Consider the following 22,489-nt stretch of genomic DNA (forward strand, 5'->3'; position numbering starts at 1 on the left):
GCCAAGCACCGCTCTTTTGGGCCAAGTCATGGCACCGGCACACATAGTCTGTGACCGCCGGTCCAGGCAAAGGGGCCTCCCGGAACCGGATCGTGTACGGGCTTCTGCTGTCGGCCAAGACGGTGGCGCCTCCCACGCCGTGGCCGACAGGATCGTGGCATGCAGCCGGTCTTCGTTCTCGTGCACAGTCCGTCCGTGGGTCCCTCGACCTGGCACCCGGTGGCCGAACATCTGACAGCGGCCGGACATCAGGTGCGCGTGCCGTCCCTGCTGGACGTCGGCACCGGAGGTCCGCCCTTCTGGCCCCGCACGGTCGGTGCCGTCCGCGACGGCCTTCGGCAGGTCCCGCCCAGCCGTCCCGTCGTGTTGGTGGCCCACAGCAACGCGGGGTTGTTCCTGCCTGCGATCCGCTCGGGCCTGGACCATCCGGTGACCGGTTCCGTCTTCGTCGACGCAGCGCTGCCGGCCCGCGTCGGGCAAACCCCGGTCGCCCCACCCGAGTTGCTGGAGTTCCTCCGCCCGATGGCGGTGGACGGCCGGCTGCCGCGCTGGACCGACTGGTGGGACGAAGCAGACGTCGCACCCATGTTCCCCGACCCGGAGATGCGGCGGACCGTCGTCGAGGAGCAGCCCACCCTGCCGTTGTCCTACTACGAGCAGCACATCCCGGTCCCCGACGGCTGGGACGACCATCCCTGCGCCTACTTGCTGTTCGGCCCTCCCTACGACGAACTCGCCAGCGAGGCACGCGAACGCGGCTGGCGTGTGGCCCACCTGCCCGGCGCGCACCTCCATCAGCTCGTCGACCCCGCGGGCACGGCCCGGCATCTGATCGAACTCGCGGCTACGACGTGATTCCCCCTGCCTGACGGCGAGGCCGACGGGCCACCGGCGAGGCGCTCATGTGCCCGCGTCCGACGAACGTGACGGTACCGGCCGCCCAAGCGGTGCCGCCGGGGTCGGCGAGGCCCAGTTCACGGTCGCCGAGCGGGGCGAAGTAGCGGCTCACGTCGGCGTCCGTCACCTCGGCGAGGGTCCCTGGAGACCAGCGCGGACGGCGGTCCTTGTCGATGACCTGGGCGCGGATGCCCTCCACCAGATCGGGGCTGCTCAGGGCGGCGCAGGACACGCGGTACTCCTGGTCCAGGACCGCCTCCAGCGATCCGAGACGGCGGGCGCGACGCACGGCGGCCAGGGTGGCCTTCACGGCGGTCGGTGACCTGGTGAGCAGGGTTTCGGCCGTCTCCTTGGCGGCGGGCTCGCCCTGGTCCAGCAGCCGGCTCACGATGTCCTCGACGGTCCCGGCGGCGTAGCAGGAGTCGATCCACTCCCGGCGCTGCGCCAGTTCCCCCTGCGGCGGCGTCCGTACATGAGACGCGAGGGCGTCCCGTACGGGCATGCGGGCAAGGTCGTCGACGAAGGCGCCGAGCGCTCCGGACGGTATGCAGTGGTCGGCGAGACCGCACAGCAAGGCGTCGCCCGCGCCGATCTGCGCGCCGGTCAGCGCGAGGTGGGTGCCCAGCTCACCGGGTGCCAGGCCGAGCAGGTAGGTGCCGCCGACGTCGGGCACGAAGCCGATGCCCGTCTCCGGCATCGCGATCCGCGAGCGCTCGGTGACGACACGGACGCTGCCGTGCGCGGAGACGCCGACGCCGCCGCCCATCACGATGCCGTCCATGACGGCGACGTACGGCTTCGGATACCGGGCGATACGGGCGTTGAGGCGGTACTCGTCGCGCCAGAAGGCGGCCGAGGCGGTTCCGTCCCCGTCGCGGGCGTCGCCGTGGATGGCGCGGATGTCACCGCCGGCGCACAGGCCGCGCTCCCCCGCGCCGCTGATGACGACGGTCTCCACGGCCGGGTCGTGTTCCCAGGCCGTCAGCGCCTCGTCGACGCGGCGCACCATCTCGTGGGTGAGGGCGTTGAGGGCCTTGGGCCGGTTGAGGGTGATGTGGGCGGCCTGTCCGTCGGTGTGGAACAGGACGGGTTCCTCGGTGGCGGTCATCCGAACGCCTCCGTCAGGCCGCGGGCCACGATGACGTGCATGATCTCGTCGGTTCCTTCCAGGATCTGGTGGGCGCACAGGTCACGCACGATCTTCTCAATGCCCTACGCGCTGAGGTAGTCGTAGTCGGACGGGCCCTGAAGTCTCCTACAGTCGAGGTATGCGCATCGTCTCCCTCCTGCCCGCCGCGACCGACATCGTCGCCGAACTCGGCCTGTCGGAGCAGTTGGCCGGCCGCACCCACGAGTGCGACTGGCCGCCGCGCGAGGTCGCCTCGGTGCCCGTGGTGACCGCGGCGGACCTGGACCAGGAGGCGTTCACCAGCCGGGAGATCTCCGACGCCGTCGGCGGGTCGGCACACTCCGGTTCGTCGCTGTACACGCTGGACACCGAGGCCCTGGCCGCCCTGCGCCCCGACGTGGTGCTCACGCAGGACCTGTGCGACGTGTGCGCGGTGTCGTACGAGAAGGTCAGCCGGACCGTACGACTGCTCGACGCCGGCACCCGGGTCCTCAGCCTGGAGCCGCGCACGCTCGACGACGTACTGGACTGCCTGGTCACCGTCGGCGACCTGCTCGGCGTGCCTGAGCGCGCGCGGCGGCGCCGGGCCGAGCTGCGGGACCGCCTCGACCGGGTACGCGGCGCGGTCGCCGGCCTCGGACGGCCCTGCGTCGTGGCGATCGAGTGGCTCGACCCGCTCTGGCCCGCCGGGCACTGGGTGCCCGAGCAGGTCACCATCGCCGGGGGCAAGCCGCTCCTCGCCGCCCCCGGCGAGCACACCAAGCCGATGACCTGGGAGGCGGTACGCGCCGCCCAGCCGGACGTGGTCCTCGTCCTCCCGTGCGGCTTCCCGCCTGAACGCACCCTGCGGGAGGCCGAGTTGCTCAGCGGGCTGCCCGGCTGGACGGATCTGCCCGCCGTACGGTCCGGTCGCGTCTGGGTCCTGGACGGACCGTCCTACTTCAACCGGCCGGGGCCCCGGGTGGTACGCGGGGCGGAGGTACTCGCCCAGGTCCTGCACGGCGTGCGGGCCGGCGAGACGGTCACACCGGCGGAGGCCCGCCCGTTCCCCGGCCGGTGACGAGGGGACGCTCCTGTGGCATGTGCGGCCTTCTCGCGTGTGCGGGCGTCGTGGCACGCTCGGGCCTCAGGAGTCCGTGGCGCGTCGCGGCGGGGTGACGGTGTACAGGTCGAGGATCTCCGGCAGGAGGGCCACCCGACCGCGTGAGTCCCCTGGCTCCCGGGTCTTCGCTCGCCCCGCCTTCCCACCCCGCACGGGGCAGTGGCGTTCCGCTCATCCCTGGCACCGCGGGCACCAGACCGTGCGGCGTCCGCCGACCCGGTTCGAGCACAGAGGCCATCCGCAGCGAGGGCACACCGGCTCACGGTCGTCCCGGTGCCCGGTGAGCCACGAGCGCTTCGGCGGCACGCATCCGGCACGTACGGACGACTCCAGGACCCGGCCCATCTCCGCATGGACCCGCCGGAGCGCGGTCTCGCTCAGGTCCCGCGCCGGAGCCCGCGGTGCCACGCGGGCCCGCCAGAGGATCTCGTCGCACAGGAGGTTCCCCAGACCCGCGATCACGGACTGGTCCATCAGCGCGCTCTTGACGGCACGCCGCCGTCCCGACAGCAGCTCCCGGAACTCCGGTCCGGGCACGGTCAGCGCGTCCGGACCCAGACCGTCCGTGATCCGCGCGAGCTGCGCGTCGTCGACCAACTGCACGCCCTGGAGTTTGCGTTGGTCGCGATAGCGCAGATGCCGGGAGCCGTCGAGCGTCAGCACGATACGGTCGTGCCGTGCGAGGGGCTCGTCCGGGGCACAGCACCGCAGCGATCCCGTCATACCGAAGTGCCAGACCAGTACGGGACCGCCGTCGCCCACCGGCACGAACAGCCACTTGCCGTGCCGCCACGCCTCCCCCAGCCGCCTCCCCTTCAGCTCCCTCCGCAGCCGCCGCGCGCCGACACCCCGCAGCACCCCGGTGTCCCGCACCTCGACGTCCGTGACACACCGCTGCCGGCCGCAGGTCATCAGCACCTCGCGGAATCCCTCGACATCCGGCAGTTCGGGCATGCGTTCGCCCCGGTTCTCCGTCATACGGCCGTCGGGCCGCCGCACGCGACGACGGGTACCCGAGGAGGGCAACCCCACGCGCCCGGGCCCGGCGCCCCCGATCGGACGCCTCCTGGTTTGGCCGACGGCTCGACCGGGATACCCATGGCACGTGATCCCGTCCCAGGTCGACGACACGCTGCCCGAGCTGGCACCCTTTGTCCACGCCGTACAGGGCCGAAGGCCCGACGACGGTACGTGGTGCGAGGCGTGGACAGTACGCGACATCCTGATCCACCAGGCGGGGAACGCCGAGGAACTGGCCCGGGTGCTGCGCGCGTTCCTCGCGGGCACACCGGTGGAGACCAGGAGCTTCGCGCGCGAGGCTCCCTACCGGCGGATGCCGGACGCCGAGCTCTGGGCGGCGTTCATGACCAACTGTGAACAGCTCACCGAGGTCGCCGCGGCCGCGGCGCAGGACCTGTCCCCGGACACGGAAGTGATGTGGACCGGCCGCTCCGTGAAGGTCCCCTTCTTCGCGGAACACATGCGGGAGGAACTGATCCTCCACCGCTGGGACCTGACCGGCGACGACCGGACGGCCGTGGAGTCCCTCAACGCGCCGTGGATGACCGAGCACAGCGTGGTGTCGGTCGGCCGGCCCCTGCTGGTCCGGGGCCACACCGGTCTGGACCTGGGCCCCGAGGGGCGGGTCGAGGGCCGCCTGCGCACTCCGGGCACGGACGACATCGTGGTGACCGCGGACGCCGAGGGCAGCACGATCCGGTTCGCCGCCCCCGAGGGCCCGGCCACGATCGAGAGCGACGCGGCCACCCGCGTCCTCCTCCTGTGGGGCCGCCGCCCCGCCGACCCCACCCGCTGGCACAGCACCGCCGGCCCGGAGGCGCTGCGCGGGCTGCGGACCCTGCTGGGCGGCTACTGAGCGACGGCTCTTCCGGCTGACTCGCCGAACTACACCACGAGTCCGAGGAATTCGGCCCACGCCGAGGGGGCGACCTCGAACCGCGGACCGTCACTCTGCTTGGAGTCGCGTACGTGCACAGCTGCGGGGGCGAGTGCGACTTCCACGCAGTCGTCACCTTCCGATCCGCTGTAGCTGCTCTTGAACCAGTCCAGTTCACCGGCGGTGTTCATAGAGCCCCTCTCATCCGCTGCAACAACTCCACCGAGTCCACTGGGGACAGGGCCTGCGAGCGCATCTTGGCATACCGCATCTGCATGACGCTCGCCGCTTCCCGGTCGGAAACCAACTGTCCGGTCTTCTGCCCCTCCGAGTACCCCAACCACTGGCGTTCCGGGGTCTCCAGGAGCCGCATGGGCCCATCCGTACCCGCGTGGCAAGGCTGCCGCTGCGGCATGATCTGAAGCTCCACGTTCCACAGTTCGGTGCGGACGAGAAGGTGGTCGAGCAGTTCCCGGGTGACCTGCTCACCTCCCGTGTGCCGCAGCAGTACCGACTCCTCGACAATGAAACTGAACGCGACCGGCGGCCTGCGCGTCAGCAGTTCCTGTCGTGCCAGCCGGGCGGCGATCCGCTCCTGGAGCTGCTCCTCGGTGGGCGGGGGCGGCACGTTGAGCATCACCGCGCGGGTGTAGGCCTCGGTCTGGAGCAGTCCCGGTACGACCCGGCACTCGTACGTGCACAGGCTGACCGCCGTCTCCTCCAACTGCGCCCACTCCCGGAACCAGACTGCCAGTCCCCGCTGCCGTCCCACGTGCTGGGCGATCGCCCGGAGCACACCGAACGCCTCCAGCACCTCCTCGGCCCGCTCGACGAAGTGCGGGGGGGGGCATCCGCCGGCCCTGCTCCACCGAAGCGACCGCGGCATGCGAGTAGTTGAGCCGTTCGGCGAGCTGTTCCTGCGTCAGCAGGGCCCGTTCACGGAAGACCTTCAGGGCCGCCCCGAACGCCTTCAAACTGCCGGAAGAATCAAGCGCACTGCCACCTGCCATGGCTGAAGACCCCCTGGTCACACCCGAGTCACCTCTTGCAACGAGCACAACGGCACAACCATGAGCAAGGGTTACGCTCCCGGTCCGGCTGGAACCCGTACACGACGGCCTGTACGGGCGGCCGGGCGGCGCGCGCACCCCGGAGGGGTCACTTGTGGTCGTGCAGGAAGGCCGGGATCTCCTCGCGAGTGGGATGGTTGGGCAGGGGGGCCGGCTCGCCTCGGAGGAAAGCGGTGATGACGGCTGCGGCTCGGTCGTTGTTGTCGTCCAGGCCGTTCCACATGTGATGCCCGACTCCGGGCATGAACTGCGTGCGCTGGACGGCGGGGTCATCGGCGAGGATGGTGGTCGCCCACTGGCGAACCTGCGAGGAACACTCGGCGATCATCAGCATGGCGGGCGTTCCCGAGCGCCTCAGTCGCGGGGCCATGGAGGGAGAGTCCTTCACCGTCCGCTGGACGCGGAGGCTGGCGGCGGGGCTGAAGGAGAAGTTCTGTGGCGTGTCCTCGGACGGAATGCGGTCCGCGTCGCGCGCGCAGTAGGCGGAAGCGGTGTCGCTGCCGAGGTCGGCGGCGGTGAAGGCGTTGTCGCCCTCGGCCTGTCCGATCAGCCCGGTGTCGGGGGTCAGGAGGCCGAGCCGCATGAGGCCGAACGCCACGGCGTACCGTGGGATGTGCGTCGATCGCGGTCCGGTCGCGCTCGGTGCGAGGTCGCGCGCGGACGGATGTCCCTTGTGCCCGTTGATCCTCGATGTGGGGCCGTCCATCGGGCCGGGCTCGGCGATGACCGTCCGATGCAGCCGGGCGGCGACGGAGGGTTCGGCCAGGGCGCGGGTGAGCACGACCGCGCCGGCCGAGAAGCCGAGAACGTCGACCTTTCCCTTGTCCAGACGGCGGACGAAGGCGTCGAGGTCACGGACCGACCGGGAGATCGTGTACTGATCCATGGGGAGCGGGTCACTGCGTCCGCCGCCGGCCTGTTCGTAGGCGTAGACGTCGTGGCCCCGGCGCGCCAGGAGTTGCAGGAACCGGTGATCGAGCACGGATATGCCGCGGACTGGCCCGCCGTGGAGGTACACGAGCGGGACGGGGTGCCGGGTGCCGGGGTCCGCGGACGGGTAGTGGTAGACCGCGACCCTGCTTCCGGTGTCCAGCCTCCAGTGCTGTGTAGCCACGAAGGGCAGGGCGGGCGGGTACCGCCGGGTCGTGGGCACGGTCGGGACGCAGACCGACGCCGTGAGCGCCGCCGCGACGACCACCGGCAGGAATGGCACGAGTCGAGCCGCTCCGGTTCGGCTGCGACCCCGCCACAGCGCGGCGACAAGACCGGCGCCCAGGGTCGCCGACCACGCGGCGAGACCCGAGGCGGCCCCGTTCGTGAGGACGACCAGGGCGAGAAAGACGACTGCCAGTGCGGCGACGGCGGCCAGGGCCGACAGCAAGCGTGCGGCGAAGCGTGCAAGGCGTATGGCGAATGGGGGCACGGGAGACTCCCTGGTTTCAGAACACTGTTTCAAAACGACGTTATCAGAGCGGGTAGGCTTCTCGTCATGGCTAGGCCGAGGACGAACGACGAGGCGGTCAGGGAGCGGCTCGTGGCGTGCGCGACCGAGATGCTGGCCACGGGCCCGCGCGAATCGGTCACAGTCCGCGCCGTGGCGGCCGCCGCCGGCACGTCGACGACGGCGGTGTACTCCCTGTTCGGCGGCAAGGACGGCCTGATCGGAGCGGTACGCGACAGAGCTGTCGGCGGCCTGTTCCAGGACCTGTCGGCGGTGCCGACGTCCAAGGACCCCCTTGCCGACATCTACGCCCTGGCGTGCGCGTACCGGGGTTGGGGACGCGGCCACAGCCACCTGTACACGGTGCTGTTCGGAGGGGCGCAGTCCTTCGATCCGTCGGGCGCGGTCGGCGCCCATGACCCCGTACGGCCACTCGTCGCGGCGATCGACCGCGCCGTGACTGGCTCGCTTCTCGCCGGCGAGGCGACGTCGATCGCGCTCTCACTGTGGGTCACCCTGCACGGGCTTGTGACGCTCGAACTCGCCGGAGCCCTCGACGCTCCCACGGCGGAGGCCGCGTTCCGATCGGCGATTCACGCCACCCTGCGCGGCTGGGCCACGCCCACGGTGTTCCGCAGCCTTCGCCGCACCGAACTTGTTCCCTGACGGTGCCAGGAACCGACTTGGAGTCCTTCTGTGACGGCACGCCCCGCAGATGAGCAGAGCTGGACGATCTACGGTCAACGCCAGTTGGACCACGGCTACCTGCCTCCGGTACCCGACCGCATCGACTGGGCGTTCTGGCCCGGTGTGGGCCCCGGAGCCGAGGTCCTCGGGGACATCCGCGGCAAGCGGATCCTCGACGTCGGATCAGGCCCCGGTCACCACGCCGTCCACCTGGCCCGGGAGTGCGGCGCGCTCGTGGACGGCGTCGACCTGTCCCCCACCCAGCACCAGCGCGCGCTGAACGCTCACGGCACCGAGCCCGGAGTCCGGTTCCTGTGCGGTGACGTCGCCGAGCATCTGCGTCACGCGGAACCGTACGAGGCCGCCTACGGCATCCGTACCTTCGGCTGCATCGACCCGCACCACGTACTGCCGGCCCTGCGCGACGGGCTGGTCGACGGCGCCCCGCTCGTCTTCTCCGCCCTCCACACCGACGCCGACGCGCAGGGGCCGTCCGACGAGGCGGTGCCACGGCGGGAGTTGATCCGGCTGCGCGACGGGGAGCCCATCCCCACCCGGATGTGGGTGCTCACTCCGCGACTCTGGGAAGAACTCCTGACCGAGTACGGCTTCGAGGTGGAAGGGATCGAACTCCTCACCGCACCGGAGCCCGGCAACCCCGGGATCCTCCAACTCGTCCGGGCCCGACGCCACCGCACGCCGAGCCCATCCCGCCTGACCAGTCGCCCACGGACCGCCCGGCCGCCCGTACCGCACGCCGCGATCGGCGTCGGGGCCATCGTGTACGGCGAACGGGGCCTGCTGCTGGGACGGCACCGGCACGGCACCTGGGAGCTGCCCGGGGGCACCGTCGAGCCCGGCGAGTCCCTCCACGGCACCGTCGTACGCGAACTCGCCGAGGAGACCGGGCTCGTCGCCCGCCCCGAGGACGTGACGCTGCTGGGGACGCTCCTCGACCACGTCGACGACGTCGTACGCGTCACCGTCGGCGCCGTCGTCACGTCCTGGCAGGGCGAACCCGCCGACCAGCCGCACGAGAGCGTGGGCGACTGGCGCTGGTGGCCCCTGGACCGGCTGCCCCAGGGCCTGTTCGTGTGCAGCGCCCAGATCCTCACATCCTGGCGCCCCGACCTGCCGCCCATCGACCACACACCGGCCCACTTCACCGCGTACGCGGACGGAACACCACCGCCCACGACGGCGAACGGCACCACCCCCTCCCAGTAGTCGTCCGGCTCCAGGGATGATGTCGTGAAGATCGTTGTTGGGCATCGGTAAGCCCTCCCCCGAACAACTCCTCGCCCCGTATGAGGAGGCTCTTCGAGCCTCCCCCGCTCCCAGCAGCAGCTTGACCTCGGCGAGAACCTGACCGCTTACGGGCTTCCGGCCACTCGGGCAGAGGTGCGTACGTACCTCTGGCTTCCCTAGGCAGGCCACGGATGCCGGCGGCCGCCCGAGCGGAGTTGGTCGATGAGGGCGAGGAGGAGGAAGAGGTTCGGGATCTTCTTGACCTGCACCTGGGACCAGGGCAGCTTCTTGCCGGGCTTGCGCAGCACCAGCATTCCCTGGGAGATCTCGATCTTCTCGATCTCCGCCCAGGTCAGGCTCCCCTTCGGTGTGGCCACACCGCCCTGGTTCACCGAGACGCTCCCGTAGGTCAGGGTCCGGCCCTGTTCCAGCGCGGTGACCAGTCCGGGCAGCTGCGCCTGGATGATCTCGTGCTGGAAAGCCGGGCCCCAGCGCTCCGGCTGGTCGTAGAAGTCGGTCACCTTGAGCGTCGTGCCGTCCTCGCGGTGGAGCGTGTAGACGTAGGTGGTGCCGACGTAGATGCCGTTCGCGTAGCGCTCGGTGATCTCCTGGAACACCGTCATCGAGTCCCAGCGGAAGACGGAGATCTTGCCGTTCCTTCCCACCTCGGCCAGGCCGTGCTCGAAGAGGTGCAGTCGGCGGGCGGCCTGCTTGCGCGAGAGGTTGGGCGCCGTGGAGGCGATCCAGAAGAAGTAGGCGGCGAGGGGCGGAAGGATCAGGGAATGACGCCCATGAACAGAACGGCGGCTATCCGCACGGTGCTGATGCGCTTCGGCAGGAACGTCTCCCGCAGCTGCCCGAGCCCTTCGGTCCCCGGGAGCGCCGTGTGATGGGCCGTTGCCCGCCCCGGGTCCTGCTGAGCGGTGGGTCCTGCCATGAGCTGTGCTCCTCGCCGTGATGATCAGAGATTCGGCGATCATTCTGCGGCCGGGACCGACGCTTGTACACGTCGGACGGCCTCTCGCCGCCAACGCCGACGTCGACGACGACATGCTCCGCCGGGCCCTGCTGAGTCTGGTGAGCCTGGCCCACGCGGGCCCCGGACCGGTCTCCGCCGGGTGAACGCCTTTTCGACTGCCCACCGATGGGCGGTATCCGGCGAGCCGCGTCCATCATTGGAGCAGCGGGCCGCGGCGAGGAGGGCCATGAGGCGATGACGACGGTGATCGCCGTCAACCCGACGGACAGCGCCTCGGTGCTGGCCGCCTTCGGCGCGCTGGGAGTCCTGGTCGTCACCTTCGCCGAGTCGGGTCTGATCGTGTTCGGCTTCTTCCTTCCCGGTGACACGCTGCTGATCCCGGCCGGTGTGCTGTGCGCGCAGACCGACAGCCAGGCGCCGCGGATGGCGTTGTGGCAGGTGCTGGTGTGCGCCGCCGTGGGCGCGGTGGCGGGCGGGCAGGTGGGGTTCCTGCTCGGGCGGCGGGGCGGGCGGACACTGCTCGCCCGCTCCTCCAGCCGGCGGCTGAAGGAGCGGGCCGCGCGGGCGCAGGAACTCCTGGCCCGGTACGGGCAGGGTAAGGCGCTGGTCATCGGCCGCTTCATCCCGATGCTGCGGACCGTCCTGCACCCCGCGGCCGGGGCGCTGGGCGTGCCCACGCGGACCTTCACGCTCTGGGCGACCGTCGGCGGCGTGCTCTGGTCCCAGAGCCTGGTGCTGGCCGGATACGGTCTGGGGGCGTCCGTGCCCAGCATCGGCGACTACCTCCTGGTCATGGTCGCCGTGCTCGTCGTTCTCTCCCTGGTGCCTCTGCTGGTGCAGGCACGGCGGGCACGGCACAACCGGCAGCCGCCCTCCCACTGAGCGGTGCCGCCTACGCCACCGCCTCCCCGGCCACCGCGATCCCCGGCGCCCCCGGCGCCTCCCCCGCCGCCCGCGCTTCCTCCGCCCGCTGCTCGAACTGCGTGCGGTGCAACTCCGCGTACCTGCCGTCGACTGCGAGGAGTTCGTCGTGGGTGCCGCGTTCTACGATCCGTCCGCCCTCGACGACCAGGATGAGGTCGGCGGCCCGCACCGTGGACAGCCGGTGGGCGATCACCACCGCGGTCCGGCCCTCCAGGGCCTCGGCGAGCGCCTCCTGGACGGCCGCCTCCGAGGTGTTGTCGAGGTGGGCGGTGGCCTCGTCGAGGATGACCACCCGCTGGCGGGCCAGCAGCAGCCGGGCGATGGTCATCCGCTGGCGTTCGCCGCCGGACAGCCGGTAGCCGCGCTCGCCGACGACGGTGCCGAGGCCGTCGGGCAGGGAGCGTACGAGGTCGTCGAGGCGGGCCCGGCGCAGGGCGTCCCACAGTTCCGCGTCGGTCGCGGCCGGGCGGGCCAGCAGCAGGTTGGCGCGCACGGAGTCGTGGAAGAGGTGGCCGTCCTGGGTGACCATGCCGAGGGTGGCCCGCAGGGACGCGAAGGTCAGGTCGCGGACGTCGACGCCGCCGAGGCGCACGGCGCCCTCGTCGACGTCGTACAGGCGCGGCAGCAGTTGCGCGATCGTGGACTTGCCGGCGCCGGAGGAGCCGACGAGGGCGACGGTCTGCCCGGCCTCGGCGCGGAAGGAGACGCCGTGCAGGACCTCGGCGCCGTCGCGGGTGTCGAGGCCGGCGACCTCCTCGAGGGAGGCGAGGGAGACCTTGTCGGCGGCCGGGTAGCCGAAGCGGACGCCGTCGAACTCCACGGCGAGGGGTCCCTCGGGCACCTGACGGGCGTCCGGCTTCTCCTCGATCAGCGGCTTGAGGTCGAGCACCTCGAAGACCCGCTCGAAGCTGACCAGAGCGCTCATCACCTCCACGCGCGCCCCGGCGAGCGCGGTGAGCGGCGCGTACAGGCGGGTCAGCAGCAGCGCGAGCGACACGACGGCGCCCGGCTCCAGGGTGCCGCGCAGGGCGAAGTACCCGCCGAGGCCGTAGACCAGGGCCAGCGCCAGCGAGGACACCAGGGTCAGCGCGGTGATGAAGGCGGACTGCGCCGTCGCCGTGCGGATGCCGATGTCCCGCACCCGGCCTGCGCGGGCCGCGAACTCCTCCGACTCCTGCTCCGGGCGGCCGAAGAGCTTGACCAGGGTGGCGCCGGGGGCGGAGAAGCGCTCGGTCATCCGGGTGCCCATCGCCGCGTTCAGCGTGGCCGCCTCCCGCTGCATACGGGCCATCCGGCTGCCCATCCGCCGGGCCGGCACCACGAACACCGGGAGGAGGACGAGGGCGAGCAGGGTGATCTGCCAGGACAGGGTGAGCATCACGGCGAGGGTCAGCAGCAGCGTCACCACGTTGCTGACGACGCCCGAGAGGGTGTTGCTGAAGGCCCGCTGGGCGCCGATGACGTCGTTGTTGAGCCGGGAGACGAGCGCCCCGGTACGCGTGCGCGTGAAGAACGCCACCGGCATGCGCTGCACATGGTCGAACACCGCCGTGCGCAGATCGAGGATGAGTCCCTCGCCGAGCGTGGCCGACAGCCGTCTGCCGAGGATGCCGAACCCCGCCTCGGCCACCGCGATCAGGGCGATGAGCAGGGCCAGGCGTACGACCGTGCCCTGGTCGCCCCGGGACACGATCACGTCGACGACGCGCCCGGCGAGCACGGGGGTCGCCACCGCGAGCAGCGCGGTCACCACCCCGAGGGCGACGAACCGCGCGATACGGCGGCGGTGGGGCCGGGCGAACGCGGCGATACGGCGCAGCGTCGCGCGGGCGAGGGGGCGCCGCTCCTGCTGGGCGGTCATGACGCTGTGCAACTGCGTCCAGGCGGTGGTCTCCATACTCATGGAGAAGAACCTAGAACCTCAAGCTTCGTTGAGGTCAATGTGCGCACCCCGAAGGCTCCGGCGACTCCGCCCGCCCACCCGCTTCCCGCTCGTAAGGCGCCGTCCCCGGTTCCGCCACCCGGCGTTGGCGCGGCAGGGGGAACCTCTCCGGATGTGACCCCGGATGCGACAGCAGTCGAACTCCCCGATCTGCGGCCAGGAAGGCTTCCGCGGCGCCTGCCCGTGCGCCAGGTACTGTGCCTGCTGCCGGTGCTGCTGGTGGCGGTGGCCGCGGTACGGCACCGGTCGGTGCTGGCCGAGGGCTTCGCGCACCTGCGGACCGCCGAGTGGCCGTGGCTGCTGGCCGCCGTCGGCACGACCTGCCTGACCTGGGTCGCGGCGGCCGTGACCCGGCAGGGCGCGGTCGTCCAGCGGCTGCCGAGACGGCGGCTGCTCGCCACCCAGTTCGCCGCCGGCGCCGCCAACCACCTGCTGCCGACGGGCCTCGGGGCGAGCGCCGTGAACCTGCGGTTCCTGACGGTGTGCGGGGTCTCCCTGGCCCGGTCCTCCGCCGCGCTCGCGCTGTACATGCTCGCGGAGAGCGTGGCCCGGCTGGCCCTGCTCGCCGCGTTGCTCCTCGCGTTCCCGGACGCGCTGCGGCTCGGCGGCCTGCTGCCCTCGGGCGTGGCCGGTCCCCTGCTGTACACCGTGGGCGGGGTCCTGGTCGCCGCGGCCGGGGCGGCGTGGTGCGTACGGCGGCTGCGCACCGCGGTGGCCGCGTTCGTGCGCACGGCGCTGAGCGAGGCGCGGTCGGTGCACTCGCGTCCGGCGCGGGCGCTCGCGCTGTGGGGCGGCTCGCTGGCCTTCCCGGCCCTTCAGGCGGTCTCCCTGGTCGCGGTGGGACGGGCGCTGTCGCTGCCGGTGCCGTCCGTGTACATGGCGCTGGCGTATCTGGCGGCCACCACCGCGGTCGCGCTGGTGCCGACGCCCGGGGGGATCGGCTCGGTGGAGGCCGCGCTCGTCGTGGCGCTGGTGGCAGCGGGAGGTCCGGCCGCGGTCGTCACGGCGGTGGTGGTGGCCTACCGGATCATCACGGTCTGGCTGCCGCTGCTGCCGGGGGCGCTCACACTGGGGGCGCTGGTCCGGCTGAAGGTCATCTGACCCCCCTGCGCCGCGCCTCCGTCTCCCGCGCGGTTGTACCGAGGAGTAACCTGCCCGTCCCAGCACGCAGCAGGAGGTCGCCGCCATGCCGGTCCGGATCGAGCGCCAGGGGTACGTCACCACGATCGTCCTGTCCCGGCCCGGCGCCCGCAACGCGGTGGACGGGCCGACGGCCGCCGAACTCGCCGACGCCTTCCGCCGGTTCGAGTCCGACGAGGGGGCCAGGGTGGCCGTGCTGTGGGGCGAGGGCGGCACGTTCTGCGCGGGCGCGGACCTGAAGGCGGCCGGGACCGACCGGGGCAACCGGGTGACGGAGGACGGCGACGGGCCGATGGGGCCGACCCGGATGCGGCTGTCCAAGCCGGTGATCGCGGCGGTGGCCGGCCATGCCGTGGCGGGCGGTCTGGAACTGGCGCTGTGGTGCGATCTGCGGGTGGCGGAGGAGGACGCCGTGTTCGGTGTGTTCTGCCGCCGCTGGGGCGTGCCGCTGATCGACGGCGGCACGGTACGGCTGCCCCGGCTGATCGGCACCAGCCGTGCCATGGACATGATCCTCACGGGACGGCCGGTCCCGGCCCGGGAGGCGTACGGGATGGGCCTGGCGAACCGCCTCGTCCCCACCGGCCGCGCCCGCGCCGAGGCCGAGTCACTGGCCGCCCGGCTCGCCGGCTTCCCCCAGGCCTGCCTCCGGGCGGACCGCGCCTCGGTCCTGGAGCAGGAGTCCCTGGACGAGCCGTCGGCCCTGCGCGGGGAACTCCGGCACGGCATGGGCGTACTGGCCGAGGGCCTCCGGGGCGCGGCCCGGTTCGCCGCCGGCGCGGGGCGGCACGGCTCGTTCGCGGAGGACTGAGCCAGTCCTCCCGGTCCGGGGCGGACCCCTGTCGAGTCGGGGGCCGTCACGAGATATCTTGATGTCGAGCAATGTTGCAGACGTGGAGCGGAGCACCCGGTGACTGACTCGACCATCATCTACACACACACTGACGAGGCCCCGGCCCTGGCGACGTATTCCTTCCTGCCGGTGGTCCAGGCGTACGCCTCGCAGGCGGGTGTCGCCGTGGAGACGCGTGACATCTCGCTGGCCGGGCGCATCATCGCCGTGTTCCCGGAGTACCTCACCGAGGACCAGCGGATCCCGGACGCGCTGACCGAGCTGGGCGAGCTCGCCAAGACGCCCGAGGCCAACATCATCAAGCTGCCGAACATCTCGGCCTCCATCCCGCAGCTCAAGGCCGCGGTCGCCGAGCTCCAGCGCCAGGGCTACGCGCTGCCGGACTACCCGGACGACCCGAAGACCGACGAGGAGCGCGACATCCGCGCCCGTTACGACAAGGTCAAGGGCTCCGCGGTGAACCCGGTGCTGCGCGAGGGCAACTCCGACCGTCGCGCCCCCGCCTCGGTGAAGAACTACGCCAAGACCCACCCGCACCGCATGGGCGCCTGGACCGCCGAGTCCAAGACCAACGTGGCGACCATGGGCGTCGACGACTTCCGCTCCACCGAGAAGTCCGCGGTGATCGCCGAGGACGGCGCGCTGCGCATCGAGCTGAAGGGCGACGACGGCTCCACCACCGTGCTGCGCGAGTCCGTGCCCGTCCTGAAGGGCGAGGTCGTGGACGCCTCCGTGATGCGCGTCGGCGCGCTGCGCGAGTTCCTCACCGCCCAGGTCGCCCGCGCCAAGCAGGAGGGCGTCCTGTTCTCCGTGCACCTGAAGGCCACGATGATGAAGGTCTCCGACCCCATCGTCTTCGGTCACGTGGTGCGCGCCTTCTTCCCGAAGACGTTCGCGAAGTACGGCGAGGTCCTCGCCACGGCCGGCCTGACCCCGAACGACGGTCTGGGCGGCATCTACAAGGGCCTGGAGAACCTGCCGGAGGGCGCCGAGATCAAGGCATCCTTCGACGCCGAGCTCGCCGAGGGCCCGGAGCTGGCGATGGTCGACTCCGACAAGGGCATCACCAACCTGCACGTCCCCTCCGACGTGATCGTCGACGCCTCCATGCCGGCCATGATCCGCACCTCCGGCCACATGTGGGGCCCGGACGGCCAGGAGCACGACACCCTCGCGGTCATCCCGGACTCCAGCTACGCGGGCGTCTACCAGGCCGTGATCGACGACTGCCGCGCCCACGGCGCCTACGACCCGTCGACCATGGGCTCGGTCCCGAACGTGGGCCTGATGGCGCAGAAGGCCGAGGAGTACGGCAGCCACGACAAGACCTTCGAGATCCCGGTCACCGGCACCGTCCGCCTGGTCGACCAGGCCGGCGACGCCGTGCTCGAGCAGACGGTCTCGGCCGGTGACATCTTCCGCGCCTGCCAGACCAAGGACGCCCCGATCAAGGACTGGGTGAAGCTGGCCGTCACCCGCGCCCGCGCCACCGGCGACCCGGCCGTGTTCTGGCTGGACGAGGGCCGCGCCCACGACGCCAACCTGATCGCCAAGGTCGAGCAGTACCTGCCGGAGCACGACACCGAGGGCCTGGACATCCGGATCATGTCCCCGGAGGAGGCCACCAAGCTGTCCGTGGAGCGCATCCGCCGCGGCGAGAACACCATCTCCGTCACCGGCAACGTGCTGCGCGACTACCTCACCGACCTGTTCCCGATCCTGGAGCTGGGCACCAGCGCCAAGATGCTCTCCGTGGTCCCGCTGATGGCGGGCGGCGGTCTGTTCGAGACGGGCGCCGGCGGCTCCGCGCCGAAGCACGTGCAGCAGCTCGTCAAGGAGAACTACCTGCGCTGGGACTCCCTGGGCGAGTTCTTCGCCCTGGTGCCGTCCCTCGAGCAGTACGCCGAGGCCACCGGCAACGCCCGCGCCAAGGTGCTCGCCGACACCCTCGACCGGGCCACGGCGACCTTCCTCGACGAGGACAAGTCCCCGACCCGTCGCGTCGGCGGCATCGACAACCGCGGCAGCCACTTCTACCTGTCCCTGTACTGGGCGCAGGAGCTGGCGCGGCAGACCGACGACGCCGATCTGGCCACGGCGTTCGCGCCGCTCGCCGAGACCCTCGCCGCCAACGAGCAGAAGATCGTCGACGAGCTGGTCGCCGTCCAGGGCAAGCCCGCCGAGATCGGCGGCTACTACCAGCCCGACCCGGCCAGGGCCGCCGAGGTCATGCGCCCGTCGGCCACCTGGAACGAGGCGCTGGCCGGCCTCTGAGCCGACCCGGGCCCCGGTATCTCGCCGGGGCCCGGCAGTCCTCACCGCTCCGCCCCGACCGGCAGTCCGCCGGGCCGGGGCGGAGCCCTTTTGTGACGGCTGCGTGTCATCCCCGCTCCGGCGCTGGTGCGCCGCCGGACCCGCGTGTTTACCTGGTCGCATGATCGCGCTCGTCAGCCGCCGCCACGTCGACCACGGACGTGTCACCAGCACGGGCTGTCGCCTCACCGGCTGACGTACCCGCCGACCGCCGTCGCGCCACGGCCCCCGGGGCCCACGTCGTTTCCCCTCATCTCGTTCATCCCGCGGTTCCGCACGCGCTCACGCATGCCCCGGGACCCGCGGCACCCCCGTGGCCACCGCGCCACCGCACTCCGTACGAGGAGCACCATGAGCGACCCCACGCAGCCCATCGACGCCGTCACCGCCGGCCACACGCCCGACGAGACGCCCGCCGGACCCGACACGTCCGCCTGGTCGTTCGAGACCAAGCAGGTCCACGCCGGGGCCGCGCCCGATCCGGCGACCGGAGCGCGGGCGACGCCGATCTACCAGACCACGTCGTTCGTCTTCCGGGACACCCGGCACGCCGCCGATCTGTTCTCGCTCGCCGAGCCCGGCAACATCTACACCCGGATCCACAACCCCACCCAGGACGTCTTCGAACAGCGGATCGCGGCGCTCGAGGGCGGGGTCGCCGCGGTGGCGCTGTCCTCCGGGCAGGCCGCGGAGACGCTCGCGCTGCTGACGGTGGCGCGCGCCGGCGACCACGTCGTCTCCAGTACGTCGCTGTACGGCGGCACGTACAACCTGTTCCGGCACACCCTGCCGAAGTTCGGCATCGAGGTGTCGTTCGTGGACGACCCCGACGACCCGGACGCCTGGCGGGCGGCGATCCGGCCGGACACCAAGGCGCTGTTCGCGGAGACGCTGGGCAATCCGCGCGGCAACGTGCTCGACGTCCGGGCGGTCGCCGACGTCGCGCACGCGGCGGGCGTGCCGCTGATCGTGGACAACACGGTGCCGACGCCCTACCTGCTGCGTCCGATCGAGCACGGCGCGGACGTCGTGGTGCACTCGGCGACCAAGTTCCTCGGCGGGCACGGCACCGCGATCGCGGGGGTCGTGGTGGACGGCGGCACCTTCGACTTCGGAGCGCACGCCGACCGCTTCCCGGACTTCACCGAGCCCGACCCGAGCTACCACGGTCTGCGTTACTGGCCGGCGCTCGGGCCCGGCGCGTTCGCCGCCAAGCTGCGGGTGCAGCTGCTGCGCGACCTGGGACCGGCGCTGTCCCCGCACTCGGCGTTCCTGCTGCTGCAGGGCGTGGAGACGCTGAGCCTGCGCATCGAGCGGCACTCCGCCAACGCGCAGGCCCTCGCCCAGTGGCTGGAGGGGCGCGACGAGGTGTCGGCGGTCCACTACGCGGGACTTCCCTCCAGCCCCTGGTACGAGGCGGGGCGCAGGTATCTGCCCCGGGGCGCGGGGGCGGTGGTCTCCTTCGAGCTGCGTGACGGGGTCGAGGCGGGCAAGCGGTTCGTGGACGGGGTGGAACTGTTCAGCCATCTCGCCAACATCGGCGACGTACGGAGCCTGATCATCCACCCGGCGTCCACCACGCACAGCCAGCTCGACGAGGAGCAGTCGGCGGCGACCGGGGCCTCGCCGGGCCTGGTGCGGCTGTCGGTCGGCATCGAGAGCGTCGCCGACCTGAAGGCCGATCTGGAGGCCGGCTTCCGCGCGGCGAAGGGGGCGTCCTGAACAGCGTTCTCGCCTCCCCGGCGAACGCGCTTCCCCGCCCGCCGGCCTCCGGGGCCTGGCGGGCGGGGGACCCGCCGGGGCGCCGCCGGTGGCATGTGCTCCGCGGGCCGCTGCCGCTGGAGGCGGGCGGTGAACTGCCGGGCGTGCGGCTGGCGTTCGAGACGTGGGGCCGCCTGGCCCCGGACGCCTCCAACGCGGTGCTGGTGCTGCACGCACTGACCGGCGACAGCCATGTCACCGGGCCGGCCGGTCCCGGTCATCCCACGCCCGGCTGGTGGGAGGGGCTGGTCGGGCCGGGCCGGGCCCTGGACACCGACCGGTGGTTCGTCGTGGCGCCGAACGTGCTGGGCGGCTGCCAGGGCAGTACGGGACCGGCCTCGCCGCGGCCCGGCGGGCAGCGGTGCTGGGGCGGGGCCTTCCCGTTCGTGACCCCACGGGACCAGGTGGCGGCCGAACGGGACCTGGCGGACGCGCTGGGCGTCGAGAGGTGGGCCCTGGTGGCCGGCGGCTCGATGGGCGGGATGCGGGCGCTGGAGTGGGCGGTGTCGTACCCGGAGCGCACGGGCGCCCTGCTGCTGCTCGCCACGACGGCGGCGGCGAGCGCGGAGCAGATGGCGTGGGCGAACGTCCAGTTGCACGCCATCCGCGGCGACCCGCACTGGCGCGGAGGCGACTACCACGACACCGGACTCGGACCCCACGCCGGCCTGGGCCTCGCCCGCCGGCTCGCGCATGTCACCTACCGCAGCGAGCCCGAACTCCAGCTCCGCTTCGGCCGCCTTGCGCAGGACACGGAACACCCGTGGCACGGCGGGCGCTACCAGGTGGAGTCCTACCTCGACCACCACGCGGGCAAGCTGGTACGGCGGTTCGACGCGGCCAGCTACGTCGTCCTGACCGAGGCGATGAACGCTCACGACGCAGGCCGGGCCCGGGGCGGCGTGCGCGCCGCCCTGCGCCGGGTGACCGCCCCCGCGGTGGTGGCCGGGGTCGACTCCGACCGCCTCTACCCGCTCGCCCAGCAGGCCGAGTTGGCCGACGGCATTCCGGGCGCCGACCGGCTTCGGGTGATCGAGTCGCCGTACGGCCACGACGGCTTCCTGATCGAGACGGAGCAGGTGGGACGGCTGGTCCGGGAGCTGCTGGGGACGGTCTGAGCCGTGTTGTCAGTGGGGTGCGGCAGGATCGGTGGGGCCATGGCGTCGGGAACCGCGCGGCGACGCGAAGAGAGACAGGAACGCCCCATGCACGACACCCCGCCGTCCTTCGAACTGCTGCCCGGCGCCGCCGAGTCACCGGTGATCCTGCACGTGCCGCACGCGGCGCGGGCCATACCGGCCGGGGTCCGGGCCGGGATCGTGCTGGACGACGCGGCCCTCGAACGGGAGCTGGACCACATCACCGACGCGTACACCGACCGGATCGCCGAGGCGGCGGCCGGGCTGGCGGGGCTGACGCCGTGGCGGTTCGTCAACCGGCTGTCGCGGCTGGTGGTGGACCCGGAGCGGTTCCCGGACGAGCGGGAGGAGATGCTCGCCGTCGGAATGGGCGCGGTGTACACGCGGACCACGCACCGGGAGGTCCTGCGGCCCGCGGACACCGACCCGGAACCGCTGATCGGGCGGTACTTCCGGCCGTACGCCGAGGCGATGACGAAGGCCGTCGCCGACCGGCTGGCCGCCACCGGGCGTGCCGTGATCGTCGACGTGCACTCCTACCCGGGCGCCGCGCTCCCCTACGAGCTGCACGGCGAGGGCCCGCGGCCGCCCGTGTGCCTGGGCACCGACCCGTTCCACACCCCGCCGGAGCTGACGGAGCTCGCCCGCGCCGCGTTCGCGCGCTGCGGCGGGACGGGCCTGGACAGCCCGTTCAACGGTGCCTACGTGCCGATGGAGTTCTACGGGGAGGACACCCGAGTCGGCGCCCTGATGGTGGAGATCCGGCGGGACACGTACATGACCGAGCCGGGCGGCCCCGCCGGTCCCGGGCTCGACCGGCCGGCCGGGGCGCTGGCCGCCCTCGTCGACGGTCTGGGCGGCTGACTCCGGCCGGTCCGGTCAGGCCCGCAGCCACTCCGTGACGACGACGTCGGCGCCCGCGCGCAGCCGCAGCGCGAACGGGCCGGCGGGCGGTGCGTCGCCGGTGAACCGGCCCAGTTCGTCGGCGGTGAGCGCGGGGCCCGGCCGCCGCGGGCCGGCCAGCACCTCGATCCGGGCGGGCTGCGGCGGCAGCACCTGCCCCATCAGCCCGTCCGCGGTGACCTCGACGTCCACGGTCAGCTCACCGGCCTGGAACGTCAGCATCCTGGGCGTGTCCGTCGCGCCGCGGACCGGTATGGCGTCGACGAGCGAGTCGAAGGTCAGCTCGGCGATCCGGGCGTCGAGGTCGCGCAACGCGAACGCTTCGACGGCGAGTTGACGCAGGTCCCGGGGCACCGGGTCGAGGATGGCGGCGGCCTGCCGCAACTCCTCCTCCAGCAGCCCAGCGGCCATGTCCTCCTCGTCGAACGTCCCGTCCCGGACGGGCGGTTCGCCGCCTGTGCCGTCGTCGTCGCGATTGTTGCCGTTCACACTGTCCCCCGTGCGTCGAGTCGTGCGCGCAGGCGCCGCAGACAGCGCTGGCGCAGTGGTCCGATGCTGCCCACGGCGACGCCGAGGGCCGCGGACACCTCCTGGTAGCTGGGCGGCGGCGAGGCGATCAGCACCCGCAGCAACTGGCGGCAGCGGTCGCCGAGTTTCTCGAACTCCTGCCACAGCCTGCGGATCCGCTCGCTCTGCGCGGCGGCCTCCTCGGAGTCGAGCAGCGACTGCTCGGGCGTGCGGTCCTCGCTGACCCGGTCCAGGAGCTGCGGATCGCTCGTCACCGTCAGCCGGCTCAGGCTCCTGAGCGTCTTCAGACACTCGTTGCGGGCGGTGCTCGCCAGCCACGAGCCGGCCTTCTCGGGCTCGCGGATCCGCCCGAGGTGCTGGGCGAAGCGGAACCACACGGTCTGGTACACCTCGTGCCCGTCGGCGTCCGAGAGCCGGTGCGCGCGCACCACCGACCACACCAGCGGACTCAGCCCCTCCACCAGTGCTTTCCAGGCCGCCGCGTCACCCTCGACGGCGGACTGGACGAGCACGCCGACTTCTGCGCGATCCACTGC

22 protein-coding genes and 1 pseudogene are annotated in these 22,489 nt (G+C 72.3%); 13 read left to right on the plus strand and 10 right to left on the minus strand.

All coding sequences use genetic code 11. From position 1 onward, the window contains the following. The first annotated feature begins 195 nt into the window (after positions 1-195). Entirely contained in the window at positions 196-855 is a 660-nt protein-coding gene (locus ACF09J_RS28745) for an alpha/beta hydrolase (RefSeq protein ID WP_392308362.1), read from the plus strand. Here ACF09J_RS28745 and ACF09J_RS28750 read toward each other — a convergent pair. Beyond that, positions 845-2,005 (minus strand): enoyl-CoA hydratase/isomerase family protein, encoded by a 1,161-nt coding sequence (locus ACF09J_RS28750; RefSeq protein WP_392308363.1) that lies wholly within the window; start codon positions 2,003-2,005, stop codon positions 845-847. The genes ACF09J_RS28745 and ACF09J_RS28750 overlap by 11 nt on opposite strands. A 160-nt stretch (positions 2,006-2,165) precedes the next feature. Here ACF09J_RS28750 and ACF09J_RS28755 point away from each other — a divergent pair, with 160 nt between their 5' ends. Further along, on the plus strand, positions 2,166-3,086 hold the full coding sequence (locus ACF09J_RS28755; RefSeq protein ID WP_392308364.1) for a cobalamin-binding protein: 921 nt from the start codon (positions 2,166-2,168) through the stop codon (positions 3,084-3,086). 213 nt (positions 3,087-3,299) lie between these two features. Here ACF09J_RS28755 and ACF09J_RS28760 read toward each other — a convergent pair whose 3' ends face one another. Further along, a complete protein-coding gene (locus ACF09J_RS28760) occupies positions 3,300-4,082 on the minus strand; it encodes an Fpg/Nei family DNA glycosylase (protein WP_392308459.1) in 783 nt (260 codons plus the stop codon). Positions 4,083-4,233: 151 nt separating this feature from the next. On the opposite strand from ACF09J_RS28760, the gene ACF09J_RS28765 reads away from it, so the two are divergent. Next, positions 4,234-5,004 carry a maleylpyruvate isomerase N-terminal domain-containing protein gene (locus ACF09J_RS28765; protein ID WP_392308365.1) on the plus strand — a complete coding sequence of 257 codons (771 nt, stop codon included), beginning with the start codon at positions 4,234-4,236 and terminating at the stop codon, positions 5,002-5,004. A 29-nt stretch (positions 5,005-5,033) separates the two neighbouring features. Here the strand turns inward: ACF09J_RS28765 and ACF09J_RS28770 are convergent, their stop codons facing one another. From ACF09J_RS28770 to ACF09J_RS28780, 3 genes and pseudogenes are all read right to left on the minus strand, one after another. Then, complete coding sequence (locus ACF09J_RS28770; RefSeq protein ID WP_392308366.1) at positions 5,034-5,216, minus strand: DUF397 domain-containing protein; 183 nt, start codon at positions 5,214-5,216, stop codon at positions 5,034-5,036. Then, positions 5,213-6,035, minus strand: a pseudogene (locus tag ACF09J_RS28775) (Scr1 family TA system antitoxin-like transcriptional regulator). Before ACF09J_RS28775 ends, ACF09J_RS28770 begins: the two are co-directional and overlap by 4 nt. A gap of 148 nt (positions 6,036-6,183) precedes the next feature. Continuing rightward, positions 6,184-7,518 (minus strand): alpha/beta hydrolase family protein, encoded by a 1,335-nt coding sequence (locus tag ACF09J_RS28780; protein WP_392308367.1) that lies wholly within the window; start codon positions 7,516-7,518, stop codon positions 6,184-6,186. A 66-nt stretch (positions 7,519-7,584) separates the two neighbouring features. On the opposite strand from ACF09J_RS28780, the gene ACF09J_RS28785 reads away from it, so the two are divergent. Further along, the gene (locus tag ACF09J_RS28785) at positions 7,585-8,202 is read left to right on the plus strand and encodes a TetR/AcrR family transcriptional regulator (protein ID WP_392308368.1); all 618 of its coding nucleotides are present in this window, start codon (positions 7,585-7,587) and stop codon (positions 8,200-8,202) included. Positions 8,203-8,232: 30 nt separating this feature from the next. Next, entirely contained in the window at positions 8,233-9,450 is a 1,218-nt protein-coding gene (locus ACF09J_RS28790; protein WP_392308369.1) for an NUDIX domain-containing protein, read from the plus strand. A gap of 197 nt (positions 9,451-9,647) precedes the next feature. On the opposite strand, the gene ACF09J_RS28795 is transcribed toward ACF09J_RS28790, so the two are convergent. Both ACF09J_RS28795 and ACF09J_RS28800 read right to left on the minus strand, forming a co-directional pair. After that, entirely contained in the window at positions 9,648-10,250 is a 603-nt protein-coding gene (locus tag ACF09J_RS28795) for a DUF6585 family protein (RefSeq protein WP_392308460.1), read from the minus strand. Next, positions 10,247-10,408, minus strand: coding sequence for a hypothetical protein (locus ACF09J_RS28800; protein WP_392308468.1), 162 nt, complete (start codon positions 10,406-10,408; stop codon positions 10,247-10,249). Before ACF09J_RS28800 ends, ACF09J_RS28795 begins: the two co-directional genes overlap by 4 nt. A gap of 17 nt (positions 10,409-10,425) precedes the next feature. On the opposite strand from ACF09J_RS28800, the gene ACF09J_RS28805 reads away from it, so the two are divergent. Then, complete coding sequence (locus ACF09J_RS28805) at positions 10,426-10,593, plus strand: hypothetical protein (protein WP_392308469.1); 168 nt, start codon at positions 10,426-10,428, stop codon at positions 10,591-10,593. 100 nt (positions 10,594-10,693) lie between these two features. Beyond that, positions 10,694-11,332, plus strand: coding sequence for a DedA family protein (locus ACF09J_RS28810; protein ID WP_392308461.1), 639 nt, complete (start codon positions 10,694-10,696; stop codon positions 11,330-11,332). 10 nt (positions 11,333-11,342) lie between these two features. On the opposite strand, the gene ACF09J_RS28815 is transcribed toward ACF09J_RS28810, so the two are convergent. Next, positions 11,343-13,271 (minus strand): ABC transporter ATP-binding protein, encoded by a 1,929-nt coding sequence (locus ACF09J_RS28815; protein WP_392308462.1) that lies wholly within the window; start codon positions 13,269-13,271, stop codon positions 11,343-11,345. A 228-nt stretch (positions 13,272-13,499) separates the two neighbouring features. Here ACF09J_RS28815 and ACF09J_RS28820 point away from each other — a divergent pair, with 228 nt between their 5' ends. The 6 genes from ACF09J_RS28820 (at position 13,500) to ACF09J_RS28845 (ending at position 21,386) form a co-directional block, all read left to right on the plus strand. Then, a complete protein-coding gene (locus ACF09J_RS28820; RefSeq protein WP_392308370.1) occupies positions 13,500-14,417 on the plus strand; it encodes a YbhN family protein in 918 nt (305 codons plus the stop codon). Between the two features lie 85 nt (positions 14,418-14,502). Next, entirely contained in the window at positions 14,503-15,267 is a 765-nt protein-coding gene (locus ACF09J_RS28825; protein WP_392308371.1) for a crotonase/enoyl-CoA hydratase family protein, read from the plus strand. Between the two features lie 99 nt (positions 15,268-15,366). Then, on the plus strand, positions 15,367-17,583 hold the full coding sequence (locus ACF09J_RS28830) for an NADP-dependent isocitrate dehydrogenase (RefSeq protein WP_392308372.1): 2,217 nt from the start codon (positions 15,367-15,369) through the stop codon (positions 17,581-17,583). Between the two features lie 390 nt (positions 17,584-17,973). Then, positions 17,974-19,344, plus strand: a complete 1,371-nt coding sequence (locus tag ACF09J_RS28835; protein WP_392308373.1) for a bifunctional o-acetylhomoserine/o-acetylserine sulfhydrylase — start codon at positions 17,974-17,976, stop codon at positions 19,342-19,344. Beyond that, a complete protein-coding gene (locus ACF09J_RS28840) occupies positions 19,341-20,501 on the plus strand; it encodes a homoserine O-acetyltransferase (protein ID WP_392308463.1) in 1,161 nt (386 codons plus the stop codon). Before ACF09J_RS28835 ends, ACF09J_RS28840 begins: the two co-directional genes overlap by 4 nt. Positions 20,502-20,588: 87 nt before the next feature. Continuing rightward, positions 20,589-21,386: an N-formylglutamate amidohydrolase gene (locus ACF09J_RS28845; protein ID WP_392308374.1), complete on the plus strand. Its 798-nt coding sequence runs from the start codon at positions 20,589-20,591 to the stop codon at positions 21,384-21,386. Between the two features lie 15 nt (positions 21,387-21,401). On the opposite strand, the gene ACF09J_RS28850 is transcribed toward ACF09J_RS28845, so the two are convergent. Together ACF09J_RS28850 and ACF09J_RS28855 are read right to left on the minus strand one after the other, a co-directional pair. Beyond that, positions 21,402-21,914, minus strand: coding sequence for a hypothetical protein (locus ACF09J_RS28850; protein WP_392308375.1), 513 nt, complete (start codon positions 21,912-21,914; stop codon positions 21,402-21,404). Beyond that, positions 21,911-22,486 carry an RNA polymerase sigma factor gene (locus tag ACF09J_RS28855; protein ID WP_392308376.1) on the minus strand — a complete coding sequence of 192 codons (576 nt, stop codon included), beginning with the start codon at positions 22,484-22,486 and terminating at the stop codon, positions 21,911-21,913. The genes ACF09J_RS28850 and ACF09J_RS28855 overlap by 4 nt, the downstream gene beginning before the upstream one ends. Positions 22,487-22,489: the final 3 nt, after the last annotated feature.

The organism is Streptomyces sp. NPDC014889 (assembly GCF_043081205.1).
Taxonomy (GTDB): domain Bacteria; phylum Actinomycetota; class Actinomycetes; order Streptomycetales; family Streptomycetaceae; genus Streptomyces.